Here is a 14,478-nt window from a genome sequence, read left to right on the forward strand (position 1 = left end):
CTCGCGGCTTGCTTGAGCCGAGTGCGGGGAAACCCGCTTGCTCGGTTCTGAGGGGGCCCCGGCGCAGCAATGCGCCGGGGCTACCCGACTGCTCCGTGTGGCGGCTCGACGATGCCAAGGCGATAGAAATCATCGAGTTGTTGACGGCGATGACTTATAGCACCACCGGTCCGGGTCATTACTATGTCGACATTTCCGCACCCACGGAGACGCTTGTCCTTTCACGGAACGAGTACGTGTAGCTGAAATGCCGACCAACCAATCGCAACGTTCACAGTCGAACTCAGGCGTCGATCACCACCCGATCGCTTCGAGCCCGCGAGACGCAGACCAGCATCTCGTCATCACCCTCCGCGGCGCGCCCGCGGTGATCGACGTCCCCGGTCAGCACCTTGACCTTGCAGGTCCCGCAGAACCCTTGCTGGCACGAATAAGCGGTCGCGGGCTCATGGTCGAGCATGACGTCCAGCGCCGAGCGGTTCGCCGGCACGCTGAGCACCCGCTGCGAGCGCGCCAGTTCCAGCGCGAAGGGAACACCGTCGACCACCGGCGGCGGACCGAACCGCTCATAGTGCAGGGGCGCGTCGGCGTGTTGGTCGCGCGCCGCCCGCACCGACTCCAGCATCCCGGTGGGTCCGCATACGTACACCGCCGTCGTCGGACCGGCGTCGGCAAGTAGGTCCTCGGCGGTGGGGAAGCGGCCGCGCTCGTCGTCGGCCCAGACGGTGACCCGATCCGGCGCCACCGCCACCACCTCGTCCAACAACGGCATATAGTCCCGGCTCCGGCCGGCATAGGTTGCGCGCCAATCAATTCCGTGCTGATGGGCCAGCCGGATCATCGGCAGGATCGGCGTCACCCCGATGCCGCCGATCACGAACAGCACGTCGCGCTCGTCGGTGACCAGATAGAACGCGTTGCGGGGGCCTTCGAACGTCAGCGTGTCGCCCTCGCTGAAGGCGTCGTGCATCTCTATCGAACCGCCGCCGCCGTCGTCGATCCGGCGCACGGCGATGCGGTAGTCGGTGCGTCTCCCGGGCGGACCGCACAGCGAGTACTGCCGGCGCCGCCGCGAGGGCAGCCGGACATCGATGTGCGCTCCGGGAGTCCAAGATGGCAGCAGTCCGCCGTCCGGGTCGGCCAACGTCAAGGCGACCACGTCCGGGGTGAGCAGCTCGCGTTTGGTGACCACCGCGGCGGTGGTCCGCTGCACCGGCACTATCCGCGATGGCGTCCACCGCGACGCCGACGCGAAACCGCCGAACAGCGCACCCACCCCGCACAATGCGGTCAACATGCGATCGCGGCTGCGGCGACCATAAAGGTCGGCGGGCCTGCTGCTCCAAACAGTCTGCGCCACAGCGGTTTCCCTATATCTGTCGAATGTCGAAGGGGGCGAACAGCCGAACCAGCGACGGACTGATGCGGCGCAGCGCATACCCGAGCCGCGACTCCGCCGCAACGGGCAACACCGCCGCGCCGGTGCGGACTGCCTTGACAATCGCCTTGGCGGTGGCCTCGGGGGTGTAGTTGCGCCGCCGGTACGCGGCGTCGGCCTTCTCGCGGGCGCGCTCCTGCTGCTCGGCCGTCAGCCCCGCATAGACGGTGCTCTTGGCGATGTTGGTGTTGACGAAGCCCGGGCACACCGCCGTGACGGTGATGCCTTCGTCGGCGAAGTCGGCGCGCATCGATTCGCTCAATGCCAGTACCGCCGCTTTCGAGGTGCCGTAGGCGACCATCGATTTTGATGGCACGTAGGCGGCCGCCGAGGCCACGTTGATGATCGTGCCGCCCTGGCCGCGCTCCACCATCTGGGCGCCGAACGCTCGGCTGCCGTTGATGACGCCGCGGACGTTGACACCCATGATGGTGTCCCAGTGCTCCGGTGTGGTCTCCAGAAACCGGCCGGCCATCCCGATGCCGGCGTTGTTCACCAGGATGTCGACCACGCCGTGTTTGTTACGTACTTGTGCGGCAACCTCATTCATCGCAGCTTCGTCGCTGACGTCAACCTGGTAAACCGAGGCCTCGGCGCCGGCTGCCCGCACAGCCTCCGCGGTGTCGTTGGCCCCGGCAAGGTCTCGGTCGACGATCACGACGGCACGCGCACCCTGACGGGCCAACTCCACCGCGGTGGCCCGGCCGATCCCGGCGCCTGCCCCGGTGACCAGCGCGAGTGTGCCTCGCACAGCGCGCGGTCGGGTGGACTCACCGGCCGGAGCCGCCCCTTCGGCGACCATATCGACCCACTCGCTGGTGAGCCGCGCGATGACGTCGGGACGCGAGGTCACCACCCAGTGCCCGCCCTCAATCGAGACGACCCTGCCCTCGGCCGGAATCGAGCCGGCGAACCGCTGCAGGGACGGCGTCACGAAATAGTCCTGCCGCGCCACCAGCACCTGCACCGGGACGCGCGCCTGCGGCAGTTGCGCCGGCGGTGAAAGAAGCGGTGACGGCATGTTGGCGCGGTAGAGGTTGAGCCCGGTGAGGTAGTCGTCGAGCGACCGGGGCGACGCGCCACGCCGGCTGCGGGTGCTTGATCTCCCGATACGCTCAACGGCCTCAAACACTTTCACTTGCAACCGCGACCGGATCGCGATCTCCGGCGCAACCGGACACAGGAAGAACCAGATGTAGGAGGAGGCCAGGATCTGTCGGGCGACGGCGGCCACGGCGCGCGGTGTGCGCGGTGAGCGCAGAAACCGGCCCGCATAGTTCAGGTGCGGCCCGGAGATCGAGGTGAACGAGGCGATCTTGCCCAGCACGGTGTCGTCGGTGACCGCCGTCCAGCCCTGGATCGAGCCCCAGTCGTGCCCCATCAGGTGGACCTGGTCGACGCCCAGGCCGTCGATCACCGCGCCGACGTCGGAAACCAATTGGGGGAGTTGATATCCCGACCGGCCAGCCGGCCGTCCGGATTCGCCCGTCCCGCGCACGTCGTAGGCCACGATGTTGTATTTGGCGGGGTAGCGCTGGCCAAGTTCCGCCGCGACGCCATCCCACACGCGGTGGTTATCCGGGTAGCCGTGGATGGCCAGGACGGTCGGGCGCCGCGGATCGATCTCGGTGTGGGCATGCACGGCCAGTGCGACGCCGTCCGATGCGTTCACAGTGGCGCGAATCATGGCTCCTCGATGCTCAGTGCGCCGCTCGGGCAGCGGGTGATCGGGCCAAGTACTCGACCGCGCGCCCTACCCCGCCCAGCTGGGACGGGTGGAAGCGCGGCGTGTAGTAGGCGCCGATGACCCGCAGGAACTGAAAAGGCCCCGGCACCAGACCCCGCCGCGCCGCATCGAAGTAATCCCGCCAGCGCGGCCTGGTCTCCGGCGACAGGTGCGGGTCGACCGAGTACATGAACCGCACGCCGCGCACGAACAACCACAGCATCGCCGGCGTGACCAAGAGCTGCGTGCGCACCTGCCGCCAGTACCCGGCCCGCAGATGCTTCATGGTGTCAAAGGCAACCGCCTTGTGTTCGACCTCCTCCGCGCCGTGCCAACGCAGTAGATCGAGCATCACCGGATCGGTGCCGAGGGCATCGTGCTGCGGGGTGTCGAGAATCCATTCACCCAGGATGGCGGTGTAGTGCTCGATGGCCGCCACGATCGAAACCTGCTCCAGCAACCAGCTCTGCCGTCGTCGCAGGCTCCAGCGGGGCCGGTCCCCGATCAGCTTGCCGAACAGCCAGCGGAGCTGGTCGGTGAACGGTGTCACGTCAATACCTTTGGCGGCGAAGTGCTCGAGCACGCCGGAATGCGCCTGGGAATGCAGGGCTTCCTGGCTGATGAATCCCTGTACATCAAGCCGCAGTTGGTCGTCCTTGATCAGCGGCAACGCCTTCTTGAACGCCTCGACGATGAACTCTTCGCCCGCCGGTAGCAGCAGGTGCAACACATTGCAGAAGTGGGTGGTGAAGGGTTCGTTGGGCACGTAGTAGAACGGCAGCTTCGCCCAATCGAACTCGACGTCGCGCGCCTGAAGGACGATCCGCTCGTGATCCAGTGACGCGTCATGCGGGCCGGCTGCCTGGTCATCGACAGTGAACATGGTGATCCCCTTGGGCGGCTGCGGCGTGACAACGAGTGCTCGATGTTGTCGGGCTTGCCATCCTGGTACCCGAATTTAGCGCCCCGCAACCGAACCGGCGTGTGACTAGGCACTGCATTGCGCCTCGGTCTCGGCTTCGGTGATCAGCTGCTCGCGCCGCAGGAACTCGACCAGTGCCTCGACCGTGTCGGCCAGGGCCGGCTCGCGCAACCCGACGTTGGCCAGCGTGCGCGCATGCCGGTATTGCGTGTTGTCGTAGCGCTTGTCGCGCATCGCCTCGATCTTGCCGGCCGAGCGGGTCAGGAAATCGACCAGCGGGTACAGCGGGTCGCGGGGCGTGCACCGGCGGTTCAACCGCTCGGCGAACGACGGGATGTCGTGGTAGGCAAAGCGGTAACCGTAGCGTTCGGACAACAACCGGGTGATGTCGGTGAGGTTGTAGTAGTCGTCGGCGGTGATGTTAAAGACCGTGCCGGTCTCGGCCGGCAGGTCCATCAGCGCGACGATGTGATCGGCGACCAGGTCCGCCGGCAGCAGGCTGACCTGGTTGTGCGCGGTGACGGCCAGGCCGTGCTCGATCATGAACGCGGTGAGGCGCACCAAGATGTCGTCCTGGCTGCCGAAGCCCGCGCTGGTGGGCGAGATGAGCGACGGCCGGTAGATCCGCACGTCGAGTCCTTGCCGTTGGGCGGCCAGCGTCAACTGCTCGGCGACCCACTTGGTCTGCGAGTAGCCGAAATCCAGCCCGGCCATCTCCTCGTTCCCATACGACTCGCCGACCACCGGCATGGTGCTCCAGCCGTAGATGAAGGTGCTGGAAACCAGGTGGAAGCTCTTGCGGTGTGTGGTCAGCGCCAGCCGCAGCAGCTCCCAGGTGCCGATCACGTTGGCCGGACGCAGTGCGTCGTAGGTTCGGACATAGTTGACCAGGGCGCCGTTGTGGACGATGCCGTCCACGGTGCCGGCCAGTCGCCGGAATCCCGCCTCGCCGATTCCCAGGTGAGGCTCGGCCAGGTCACCGCAGATCACCCGAACCCGCGCCAGGACTTCGGCCTCCAGCGCCGGCGACCATAGCTGGGCCCGGCGTAGCGAGGCGATGATCCGATCGTGACCGTGTGCCGTATCGGTGGCACGGACCAGCGCGTGGATGGTGTAGGACGTCCGCCGGAGCAGGCTGGCGAGCAGGAACGGTCCCAGGAACCCTGTCGCGCCGGTCAACAGGATGTCGCTGGGCGCGCCGGATCGCGCCGGCGGGAGCGCCGGCAGCGGCAGCCGCGCGTCGACGCGCATCTGCATGGCCTCGTATGCCTCGTACTCGGCGGCAATCCGGTCGAGCGTGTGGCGCAGGGCGTGGATCGGCTGGCCGGACCCATCGCCGAACTGCCACACCAGCCGGAAGAACTCGCCGACCGTCAGGCGCTGCAGCAGACGGGTGTTGACTTCCTCGGTCAGCTCTGCCGCGCCATGCTCGTCCAACAGCGCCTGCAGGTCCGCGCGCAGTTCGGCCAGGGCCAGTGAGTCGATGCCGAGATCGGCGAAGGAACAGTCCTCCTGGCCGGTCAGGTCGTAGCTCTCCATGAGATGACGGAAGCGTTCCAGCGGACCCGCGGTGACCCCCGGCTCCTCGTGGATCCGGCGGGTGTGGCTGGCCAGTACGGGCAGTTTCCCGTCGAGCCACAGTCGTCGCGTCTGCGCGCGCCTGATCTTGCCCGAGGTGGTCTTGGGAATGCTGCGCGGCGGTGAGAACACGATGGTGTGCGGATCGACATGGCAGTAACGCCGGATCGACCGCGCCAGTGCCTTCGGGTCCGGGAGGGAGTGCTGGTCACGCACCTCGGCGACCACCACCAGCGCTTCCTGCTCCTCGTGCTCGAACGAGAAGGCGGCGACGCAGCCGTTGCGAACCTGCGCGGCCGACCGCTCCACTACGGCCTCGATGTCGGATGGGTAGCAGTTGACGCCGCGGACGATGATCAGGTCCTTGCTGCGGCCGCAGACGAACAACTCGCCCTCGTAGAGGAAACCGAGATCGCCGGTCCGCAGATAGGTGCGCTCCGCATCGCCGGTGATACGGGCTGCGAAGGTCTCCGCGGTCAGCTCGGGGCGGTGCCAGTATCCGCCGCCCTTGGACGGTCCGTCCAGCCACACCTCGCCGATTCGGCCCTCGCCCAGGGCCTGCCTCGACCGGGGGTCGACGATGCGGACCACGTTTCCGGCAACGGGCTTGCCGCAGCTCACCACGTGGGCCTGGTTGTTGTTGTCCGGCAGTGCCTTTTCGACCCGGGCAAGATTCTGCCCCAGCGCTCGCTTGTTCAAAGCCAGCGTCTGGCGCCCCCGGATGGACACGATCAGGGTGTTTTCGGCCAAGCCGTAAGCGCCGGCCAGCGCGTCGGGCCGCAGACCGTAGCCAGCGAAGCGCTGTCGGAAACGAGCAAATGTGTTGGCGCGCAACGGCTCTGCACCGACGAGTAGGCTGTCCAGGCTGCTCAGGTCGATCCCGGTCAACTCGTCGGTGGGCAGCTTGTCCTCGCGCAGGCAGTACTCCAGCGCGAAGTTCGGCGCCGGGCTATGGGTGGCGCGCACCTGGCTGATCAGCCGGAGCCAGGCCGACGGCCGTTGCAGGAAATCAGCCGGCGACATCGCATGCGTGGTCCCGCCGAGCAGCAATATGAACAGGTAAGCGGAGATCAGGCCCATGTCGTGGTGCTGCGGCAGCCAGCTGACGGCCACTTCGCCACCGGCGAACGCCGAGCCGTTGGCGATGACGTTGGCGTGGCTGACGATCACACCCTTGGGATCGCTGGTGGAGCCGGAGGTGTACTGCAGGAAGAGCACCGGGCCGGGCGTGTCCGCCACGGGAGCGCCGCCGAACTCCCAGGTGCCGTCCGTTGCGAACCACGGCAGCTCCGGAGGCCGCGCGGCGCCGGGCCACGGCAGCCCGCCTTGTCGGTGCCCGAGCAGCAGGCGGTAGTCGTACTCGAACTGCTTGGTCGACAGCACCACCTTGGCCTGGCAGTCCCGTGCGATGAAGCTGAGCTTGGCCAGGCCCGCTTCGAATGCCATGGGCAAAGGCGGGCTGACCGGTACCGCGATCACCCCGATACGAGCGCAGGCGAAGAATGCCGCCACCATCTCCAGGCCTGGCGGGTAGACCAGCAGCGCCCGGTCTCCCGGTCGGAGCCCGGCCTCTGCAAACAAGTAGGCGGCCAGCTCGCGGGTCCGTTCGGCGAAGCTGTGGTAGGTGTAGTGCTCGAGCTCGCGGCCTTCGGCATCCACGAACCGGTAGAGGGTCTGGTCTGGCCGGCGTACTTCCCACATCCGCAGGTAGTCGATAAGCGTATCCATTGTAGGAGCCATGTAGGAGCCATTCCTCCTTCCGAGCCGGTCTTCGACCGGGTCGACGGAACCACGTCATTCACCAATCGGTAATGCCAAGCGTAACCCTTCGGACCGATGACAAGCAAAGGATTTGAGTGCCTTTTATGGCGGTTTACACTAATTTTACAGCCGGAATCCAGTTAATCGGCCATGTTGCAAATAATCGGTGCTTGGATTGCGGCCTGACATGCGGCCTGCCAGGCCTGAGCGCAGAATTTCCCGAGATTTCCGTACTTACGTTAATCAGTATCTCAGTACCATGAGTAACGCCGTTTAACCAGGAAAACAGCCGGGATGCGGAGATACTGACATACGGAGATGCGTATTACCGTATTTCATGATCCACAACATGAAGTGCGCTTTGAAAAACTGCTCTCAAACCAGTGTTAACACGATGGTCCAGGTGAATTATCAAACGAGAAACTTGTAGCGTAGGTGCTCGCTATGTAGTTGGTATCTGTCATTACAGCAACGGCCATCTATATCGCCTTGCGAAAATGAGTCGCTTGCGAGTGGACGGACGCCGCGGAGTCGGGCACTGCCGTCGTCGGCTGGTTCCATGGGCGCGTCGGCAGGATCGGGCAATCCGCCTCCCGACGGTGCGGCCCGGCGTCGACCACACCCGCGTACTTCGCCGGCGGCCGCCGGGCTTCGCCCGCGACTGCCCCCAGAACCCGATTTCCAGGCAGCCTCGCGACAGGCGTTTACAGCAACTCCCTCACCGGCGATCGCCCCAGGCCCTCCCGCCCGGCGGGCGCGACCAGGTGCGGTACCCCGCAGGCATGCGGGCCCACGTAACGACCGGCCCCCAACCTGCAACCGCCGCGATAGTGCAGCAACTCCTCATCTACGGATATACTGCAACGGATGTACTGACATACTGACATGGCTTTGCCGAGGGGGCACCACTATGAGCACCGCCGACCGCGTCAACGCCGACGCCGAACGTTACCGGGCATACACCGCAGACACACCATTCACCTCGTCGGTCGCGGCGGCGCCGACCGAGCCCGTCACCATCGGCCCGACACGTGCCGCACGCACCCGGCGAACCGTCGACCTCTCACCGGCGCAGCACCGAGCCCTCGACATCTGGCAGCGGGAAGCCGCGGACCGCCTCGGTGTCGCCCGCGTCACCGGACAAGAGGTTCTGGTCGCCCTCGTCGACCAACTGCTGGGCGACCCCAAACTGTCGGCCCAGATCACCCGCACCATCCGCTCCCGGCGCTGACATCACCGACGAGGCAGGTGACGCGCAGGCCCTACTTGGGCCACCCGGATGCGTGGCCCGGCGGTGGCCACAATCCTGACGACGCCGACGAAACGTTCGCCGTCGATGATCGGCGACAGCGGCTCGTCCTCGGCCTCGATGATCATCTCTTTGCCGTTGACGTCGCGTACCCGATCACCGCGGATGCTGCCGTAGGTGAGCCCCGCCGGAAGTTGCGCAACGATCCTGGAGGGCCTTGTCTCCCCGGCCTGGAAATGCAGCGCACCGGGTTCGGCGGCCTTCGGGAAGAGCCGGAACGGACCACCGATACGCAGGTCGATCGCGCCGGCGTGCAGCAACCGGTGCGTTCGCGTCGGGACCTCTTCGCCGTCGATGACCACGCGGGCGCGGGTCGGAGCGAACAGGTGGGCCGCCCAGTTGGGTCTGTTCATGTGGCTCGAGGCCACCTTGGAGGTCACGTAGTCACCGAACGTGCGCGCGATCACCCGGGCGACGGCCGCGCGCCCGTGATCGGGGTGAGCGTAGTACTTGTCGTAGAACCGGTTGCCGACGCCGCCGGCGGCCAGCCCGAAGCAAAGGCGATGGAATGGCGCGCCGTCGGCGGTCTCGCCGTCGAGTTGCAGAGTGTCGAGGTACACCTCGGGCGGCGGTTGATTCGACTCGGCGGCCGCCGCCAGAGCACGGACAATCGCATCAGCCCGTCCGCGTACCCCCGCCTTGCGCGCGACGGCGTTGACACTGCCGCCGTTGGTGGGCACGAATGCCGGCCAGCGTTCCGGATTGGTCACGCACTGCTGGGTTTCATTGATCAACCAGTGCAGCGCACCATCGCCGCCGTCGCCCACGAGGTGGGTAACCCGTGGATAAAGCTGCTGCACAGTCGTGCGGAGTTCGTCGACGGACGCGGTTTCGTGCACCTCGCCCCATCGGCCGACGATGCCTCGCAGCTCGGCGGCGCGATCACCCGATGCAGTGAGGTTCTTGCGTGCTTTCGGGTTGACGATGACACCTAGGTACATCTGCGGGTCACCCGCCCGCCGTGGGACTGGCCGGCCTGCGACGGTTCCGGGGCAGGGCTGGCGTGGCGGATACATCGCGTCCCAATTGGATACTCCTCGGGAAAAGACCGGCGGCCCCACGTGCTACGCGGACACTCGGGACGATACCCGGCTGTACGGGTTTTGAATCCTGCCGCCGTCACCGCCGGTGGGAACCGGCCAAACGCCGCAAGCTCCACGCCGGGGATAGGGCTTTACCATGTCATCGGGGTTGAGGGTGTGAGATTTCGCCGAACGTGGTTCCGGAAACGAGAAGCGCGGCAAACGACGGGGTGAGACGAAGGATGCATGATCGATTGGATGGGGCGCCCCCGGGCACCGAAGCGGTCATGCGGTACGCGGCGAAAACATGGCGCGGGTCAGCGCAATGGAGGCACTCTGGTGTTTGCCATGCCTGAGTGGACCGCGGCCGAGCTGCCGTCGTTCGCCGGACGCACCGTCATCGTCACCGGCGCTAACAGCGGACTGGGGGAGGTGACCGCCCGCGAGCTGGCCCGGGTCGGTGCCCACGTCATCCTGGCGGTACGCAACACCGAGAAAGGCGAGGCCGTCGCCCGGCCGATGGCCGGCCCCGGTGCCTGTCGGGTCGAGGTGCGTCGGCTCGACCTGCAGGACCTGTCCTCGGTGCGGGACTTCGCCGACGGCATCGACAAAGTCGATGTCCTGGTCAACAACGCCGGCATCATGGCCGCCCCATACATGCTGACCGCCGACGGATTCGAGGGCCATATGGCCACCAATCACCTCGGTCATTTCGCGCTGACCAACTTGCTGCTGCCCAAGCTCACCGACCGGGTGGTGACGGTGTCCTCGCTGCTGCACAACATCGGCTACATCAGCCTCAGGGATCTCAACTGGCAGTCGCGGCCGTATTCGGCGTGGCTGGCCTACGGCCAGTCGAAGCTGGCCAACCTGCTGTTCACCAGCGAGCTGCAGCGGCGTCTGGATGCCGTCGGCTCCTCGCTGCGCGCGCTGGCCGCCCATCCGGGCTGGTCGCACACGAACCTGCAGGGCAACTCCGGCCGCAAAGCGGTGGACGCGGCGGTCTTGGCCGTCGACCGGGTGGTGTCTACCGACGCCGACTTCGGTGCCCGCCAGACGTTGTATGCGGTGTCGCAGGACCTTGCGGGCAACACGTTCGTCGGCCCGCGATTCGGCTTGTATGGCCGCACCCAGCCGACCTGGCGCAACTGGGTGGCCAAGCGCGCCGCCACCGCCGTCGCACTCTGGGAGCTGTCCGAACAGCTGACGGGTGCCAAGTTTCCGCTCTGAGCGGTCGTGGGGCTGCGCCCCGGTGTGGGGAGATGGCCAAATCGCATGCTGGCGCGGTTGGGTCGGTGGCTGATGGCGCCCAGTGTGCTCAGTGTCATGCTGAGGGCTTCGAGTCTGCCGTCAGGGCGGCCGATCGCGGGCGTTCCCGCCCTACATGCACTCTCAAAGCCGTCACTGCACACTCGATCCGGCGGCATGGCAGCCGACTCGGTGAGCACCTGAGACATCCCCGAACGCCTGCCATCACAAGAGGTTTGAGCGAAGGCGCGGTATCAGCGTGCCGAAAACACAGTCAAGGTGTGCCGGAAACAGAGCCAGGCAGCCAAGGCTGCGCAAGAGGACGTCGTCGATCAGCAGCATTCGTGGTCACCCTGAATTTCCGAGTGAGGGCGCCGGTCCGCGAGTGTGCAGCCGGCGATGCGGATTGGGCGCCGGGACCGCAAAGAACGCGGCGCACGGTCGACTCAATGCAAACGAAACGTGAATAGTGGGTATGTGTGCGGCTGCGGGCCCGATGTCGGCGAGGAGGTCGCCCCATGTCGAATACGGATATCGCCGGGTTTCTCGCGTTGTGCGCCGCGCTGGCAGCCGCGATCGGCAGTGTGATCCGCCAGCGATCCGCGCAGGAGATCACTGACCAACCGGTCGGCTACCTCGCGCTGTTCGGCATGTTGCTGCGCGACACCCGCTGGTGGCTGGGCGGTCTGGGCGACATCGCCAGTTACTGTCTGCTCGCCGTGGCCCTCGACAAGGGCTCGGTGATGTTGGTGACGGCGCTGCAGGTGACGGTGCTGCTGTTCGCGCTGCCCATCTATGCGCGGTTGACCCACCATCGGATAACCCGACGGGAGTGGATGTCGGCGGTGTTGCTGGCTGCGGCGTTGGCGACGGTCATCACGGCCGGAGATCCCACGGTCGGCCACTCCCGGGGCTCGCCGCAAGCCTGGATCGTGGTGGCTGTGGTGATGGGTCCGGCCTTGGGATTCTGTGTGCTGGGGGCCCGCATCTGGTCGGATCGTCCCGCTGCGGCGGTGCTGCTTGCGGTGGTGTCGGGTTCGTCGTTGGCGCTGTTCGCGGTGCTCACCAAGGGCATCGTTGACGTGCTCGAACACGGTACGGACAACCTGTTGCGCACACCCGAGTTGTACGGCTGGGTGCTGGCCGCGCTGGGCGGGATGATCTTCCAGCAGTCGGCGTTTCGCGCCGGTGCCCTGACTGCATCGTTGCCGACGCTGACGGTGGCCAAACCGGTGGTCGCCTCGGTGCTCGGGGTCACCGTGCTCGGCGAGACGTTGGAGGCCGACGGACCGGAGTGGTTGTTGCTGGTGGCCTCGGCGGTGGTGGTGATCATTGCGACGGTGGCCCTGGCGCGCGGTGAGGCCGCCACTATGGCGGCCGGCGCGGGACGTGACGTGACGATCGCCGGCCGGCCCGCGGCGCCGACGCAGCCGTTGAGCGGTTGACCCGTTGCTGCCGGCTGCAGCTGAGCGCGACCGTCGACTCCCACCGGGCCTCTATCGGGACTCAGTCCACTGCCGAATTCACGGGTGTTGGTGCTAAGTTGACGTCGCCGATCGGTGATCTGGACACAACGCTCTAGCACAAGAACGGTTCCGCGCCGGTTTGGCTTTGACCCGTCTCTACTGGGCCGTGAGGAGAACGAGTGAGTGTCAATCCGTTCGACGACGACAGCGGGAGCTTCTTCGTCTTGGTCAACGACGAGGAGCAACACAGCCTGTGGCCGGTGTTCGCCGATATTCCGGCAGGTTGGCGGGTCGTTTACGGTGAGGCCACCCGGGCCGAGTGCCTGGACTATGTCGAACAGAACTGGACCGATATCAGGCCGAAGAGTCTGCGCGAGAGGCTGGCGCAGAGGCGGACTTCCGATTCGTAAGCCGTTACCTAAAATGTCGCGGGGCCGGTTTGGGGTCTTCGGTGATGGTTTGCTCGCCGGTGGGGGTGTCGATGGAGGCGACTCGACGCCGCCGATATGCGCCGGCGAAGTGGTCTGCCCCCATCGCCCCGCATGGCCGGCTGAACTACCTGTAGAACCTCCTGCGCATGTGCTTCGGCGACGTGCCCGAGCACGTGGTCGTGGACGCTTTCCAGCGGTCGATGGTCCGCTGCGCCGAACACGGCTTCAACGCCTCCACCTTCGCGGCGCGGGTGGGTCACCTCCACCGGCTCCGACATCTACGGTGCGATCAAGGCGGCCGCCGGTGGGCTCAAGGGTCCGCTGCACGGTGACGCCGAACGAGGCGGTGATGCGTGACATGTTCGAACTAGGCCCTGCTGCAAGGGCATCCGAGGGATTGACCGGCAAACTGACGCGCAACGAGAAGGTCATGGGATTCTGTCACTGGGTGTACAAGAAACGGTGACTCACGGGTGCCGGCCATGGAGGAGGGCCTGCTAAATGTGAGCGCGAAGTAGGTGGCTGGCGCCTCACGCATGGTGAGCGCGTGGGGGCTTGCACTACTTCGCCTTGGCCAATCGGTTGATTGACGGTTGCAATGCTTGCAGATCGATGTGGCGGCGGCGAGCGCTTCGGTTTTGGCGTTGGCCAGGTCGAGTAGCTGCGTCTGGATGGCGTTGATCTGGCGGTCAGGTCGGCCGGATTGATGGCCGCGATGCGGGCGGCCACGGTCGAGAGGTGTTGGGTGTCAAGGGTTTCCGATGCCTGTAGGCGCTGCCGATGGGTGGGGATGGGAAGCAGGGCAAGTCGGCCAGCTCGTCGGTGGTGGTGTAGTCGAGCGTTGGAGCCGGTTACCGCCAGGTCGGCAGTCGCGGCTACGCCGGTCCCGTCGCGCCGGCACTGCCGAAGAGCTTCCCGCCGGCTCCGCCGGCGCCGCCGGGTGCGCCGTTGACACCGGCCCCGCCATCACCGCCGTTGCCGACCAATTGGGCGCTGCCGCCACTGCCGCCGCCGGAGGCGGCACCCACCAAGCCGGATGTGCCGACGGGACTACCGCTGCCGGGGGGACCGGCACCACCACCGGCGGCACCCGCACCGCCCGCGCCGCCGTTGCCATACACCAACCCAGCGATACCACCTCGGCCGCCAATGGCGGCGTCGCCGCCATTGCCGCCATTGCCGCCGGCGCCGCCGGCGCCGCTTACGTCTCCGGTGCCGCCGCCACCGCCGGCGCCACCACCACCGCCGCCGCCGCCGGTGCCGCCGAAGCCGCCCAGCCCGCCGTCGCCACCGGGAGCGCCGTCGCCGAAGAGGCCGGTGCTGCCCGTGCTGCCGGTCGCACCGTGGCCGCCGGCGCCGCCGTTGCCGAACAACCCGATGGCATTGCCACCGGCGCCGCCGGCACCGCCGGAAAGCGGTGCAGCGGAATTGCCTCCGCTCGCCCCGCCGGCGCCGCCGGGCCCGCCGTTGCCGACCAGCCACCCGCCGTTACCGCCGGCCCCGCCGTTGGTACCGGCGACACCGGCGCCGGCATTGAAGCCGGCCCCGCCGGCCCCACCATTGCCCCACAACCCAGT

Annotated in this window: 9 protein-coding genes and 3 pseudogenes; 6 read left to right on the forward strand and 6 right to left on the reverse strand. The window is 66.8% G+C overall.

The genetic code is table 11. The annotated features are described in order from the left end of the window. Nucleotides 1-242 (forward strand): annotated as a pseudogene (locus AWC07_RS27995) (hypothetical protein); the annotation flags it as partial. A gap of 41 nt (nucleotides 243-283) precedes the next feature. Here AWC07_RS27995 and AWC07_RS06660 read toward each other — a convergent pair. The 4 genes from AWC07_RS06660 to AWC07_RS06675 all read right to left on the reverse strand — a co-directional run bounded on the left by AWC07_RS06660 (nucleotide 284) and on the right by AWC07_RS06675 (nucleotide 7,392). Then, on the reverse strand, nucleotides 284-1,438 hold the full coding sequence (locus AWC07_RS06660) for a PDR/VanB family oxidoreductase (protein ID WP_084293368.1): 1,155 nt from the start codon (nucleotides 1,436-1,438) through the stop codon (nucleotides 284-286). Beyond that, nucleotides 1,371-3,125, reverse strand: a complete 1,755-nt coding sequence (locus AWC07_RS06665) for an SDR family oxidoreductase (RefSeq protein ID WP_085105001.1) — start codon at nucleotides 3,123-3,125, stop codon at nucleotides 1,371-1,373. Before AWC07_RS06665 ends, AWC07_RS06660 begins: the two co-directional genes overlap by 68 nt. A gap of 13 nt (nucleotides 3,126-3,138) precedes the next feature. Continuing rightward, nucleotides 3,139-4,047: a metal-dependent hydrolase gene (locus tag AWC07_RS06670; protein ID WP_036419136.1), complete on the reverse strand. Its 909-nt coding sequence runs from the start codon at nucleotides 4,045-4,047 to the stop codon at nucleotides 3,139-3,141. Between the two features lie 105 nt (nucleotides 4,048-4,152). After that, nucleotides 4,153-7,392, reverse strand: coding sequence for a thioester reductase domain-containing protein (locus AWC07_RS06675; protein ID WP_085105002.1), 3,240 nt, complete (start codon nucleotides 7,390-7,392; stop codon nucleotides 4,153-4,155). A gap of 943 nt (nucleotides 7,393-8,335) precedes the next feature. Here AWC07_RS06675 and AWC07_RS06680 point away from each other — a divergent pair. After that, the gene (locus tag AWC07_RS06680) at nucleotides 8,336-8,656 is read left to right on the forward strand and encodes a hypothetical protein (RefSeq protein ID WP_036418843.1); all 321 of its coding nucleotides are present in this window, start codon (nucleotides 8,336-8,338) and stop codon (nucleotides 8,654-8,656) included. A 2-nt stretch (nucleotides 8,657-8,658) separates the two neighbouring features. Here AWC07_RS06680 and AWC07_RS06685 read toward each other — a convergent pair whose 3' ends face one another. After that, nucleotides 8,659-9,675 carry a diacylglycerol kinase family protein gene (locus tag AWC07_RS06685; protein WP_036418846.1) on the reverse strand — a complete coding sequence of 339 codons (1,017 nt, stop codon included), beginning with the start codon at nucleotides 9,673-9,675 and terminating at the stop codon, nucleotides 8,659-8,661. 429 nt (nucleotides 9,676-10,104) lie between these two features. Between AWC07_RS06685 and AWC07_RS06690 the strand changes: the two genes are divergently transcribed. The 4 genes and pseudogenes from AWC07_RS06690 to AWC07_RS26635 all read left to right on the forward strand — a co-directional run. Further along, complete coding sequence (locus tag AWC07_RS06690; RefSeq protein WP_085105003.1) at nucleotides 10,105-10,986, forward strand: oxidoreductase; 882 nt, start codon at nucleotides 10,105-10,107, stop codon at nucleotides 10,984-10,986. A gap of 536 nt (nucleotides 10,987-11,522) precedes the next feature. Continuing rightward, nucleotides 11,523-12,449, forward strand: a complete 927-nt coding sequence (locus AWC07_RS06695) for a DMT family transporter (RefSeq protein WP_036417227.1) — start codon at nucleotides 11,523-11,525, stop codon at nucleotides 12,447-12,449. Nucleotides 12,450-12,649: 200 nt separating this feature from the next. Further along, complete coding sequence (locus AWC07_RS06700; protein ID WP_036417225.1) at nucleotides 12,650-12,880, forward strand: MbtH family protein; 231 nt, start codon at nucleotides 12,650-12,652, stop codon at nucleotides 12,878-12,880. A gap of 87 nt (nucleotides 12,881-12,967) precedes the next feature. After that, nucleotides 12,968-13,413 (forward strand): annotated as a pseudogene (locus AWC07_RS26635) (citrate/2-methylcitrate synthase); the annotation flags it as partial. Between the two features lie 363 nt (nucleotides 13,414-13,776). Here the strand turns inward: AWC07_RS26635 and AWC07_RS06705 are convergent. Then, a pseudogene (locus tag AWC07_RS06705) lies at nucleotides 13,777-14,478 on the reverse strand (PE family protein); the annotation flags it as partial.

It is taken from the genome of Mycobacterium gastri (assembly GCF_002102175.1).
In the GTDB taxonomy this organism is placed as follows: Bacteria; Actinomycetota; Actinomycetes; order Mycobacteriales; family Mycobacteriaceae; genus Mycobacterium; species Mycobacterium gastri.

What these genes read in the sequence shown, in the direction of transcription:
- AWC07_RS06665 (WP_085105001.1), bottom strand. Translation starts at nt 3,125, where the DNA reads ATGATTCGCGCCACTGTGAACGCATCGGACGGCGTCGCACTGGCCGTG.
- AWC07_RS06670 (WP_036419136.1), bottom strand. Translation starts at nt 4,047, where the DNA reads ATGTTCACTGTCGATGACCAGGCAGCCGGCCCGCATGACGCGTCACTG.
- AWC07_RS06680 (WP_036418843.1), top strand. Translation starts at nt 8,336, where the DNA reads ATGAGCACCGCCGACCGCGTCAACGCCGACGCCGAACGTTACCGGGCA.
- AWC07_RS06660 (WP_084293368.1), bottom strand. Translation starts at nt 1,438, where the DNA reads ATGCGCTGCGCCGCATCAGTCCGTCGCTGGTTCGGCTGTTCGCCCCCT.
- AWC07_RS06690 (WP_085105003.1), top strand. Translation starts at nt 10,105, where the DNA reads ATGCCTGAGTGGACCGCGGCCGAGCTGCCGTCGTTCGCCGGACGCACC.
- AWC07_RS06695 (WP_036417227.1), top strand. Translation starts at nt 11,523, where the DNA reads ATGTCGAATACGGATATCGCCGGGTTTCTCGCGTTGTGCGCCGCGCTG.
- AWC07_RS06685 (WP_036418846.1), bottom strand. Translation starts at nt 9,675, where the DNA reads ATGTACCTAGGTGTCATCGTCAACCCGAAAGCACGCAAGAACCTCACT.
- AWC07_RS06675 (WP_085105002.1), bottom strand. Translation starts at nt 7,392, where the DNA reads ATGGATACGCTTATCGACTACCTGCGGATGTGGGAAGTACGCCGGCCA.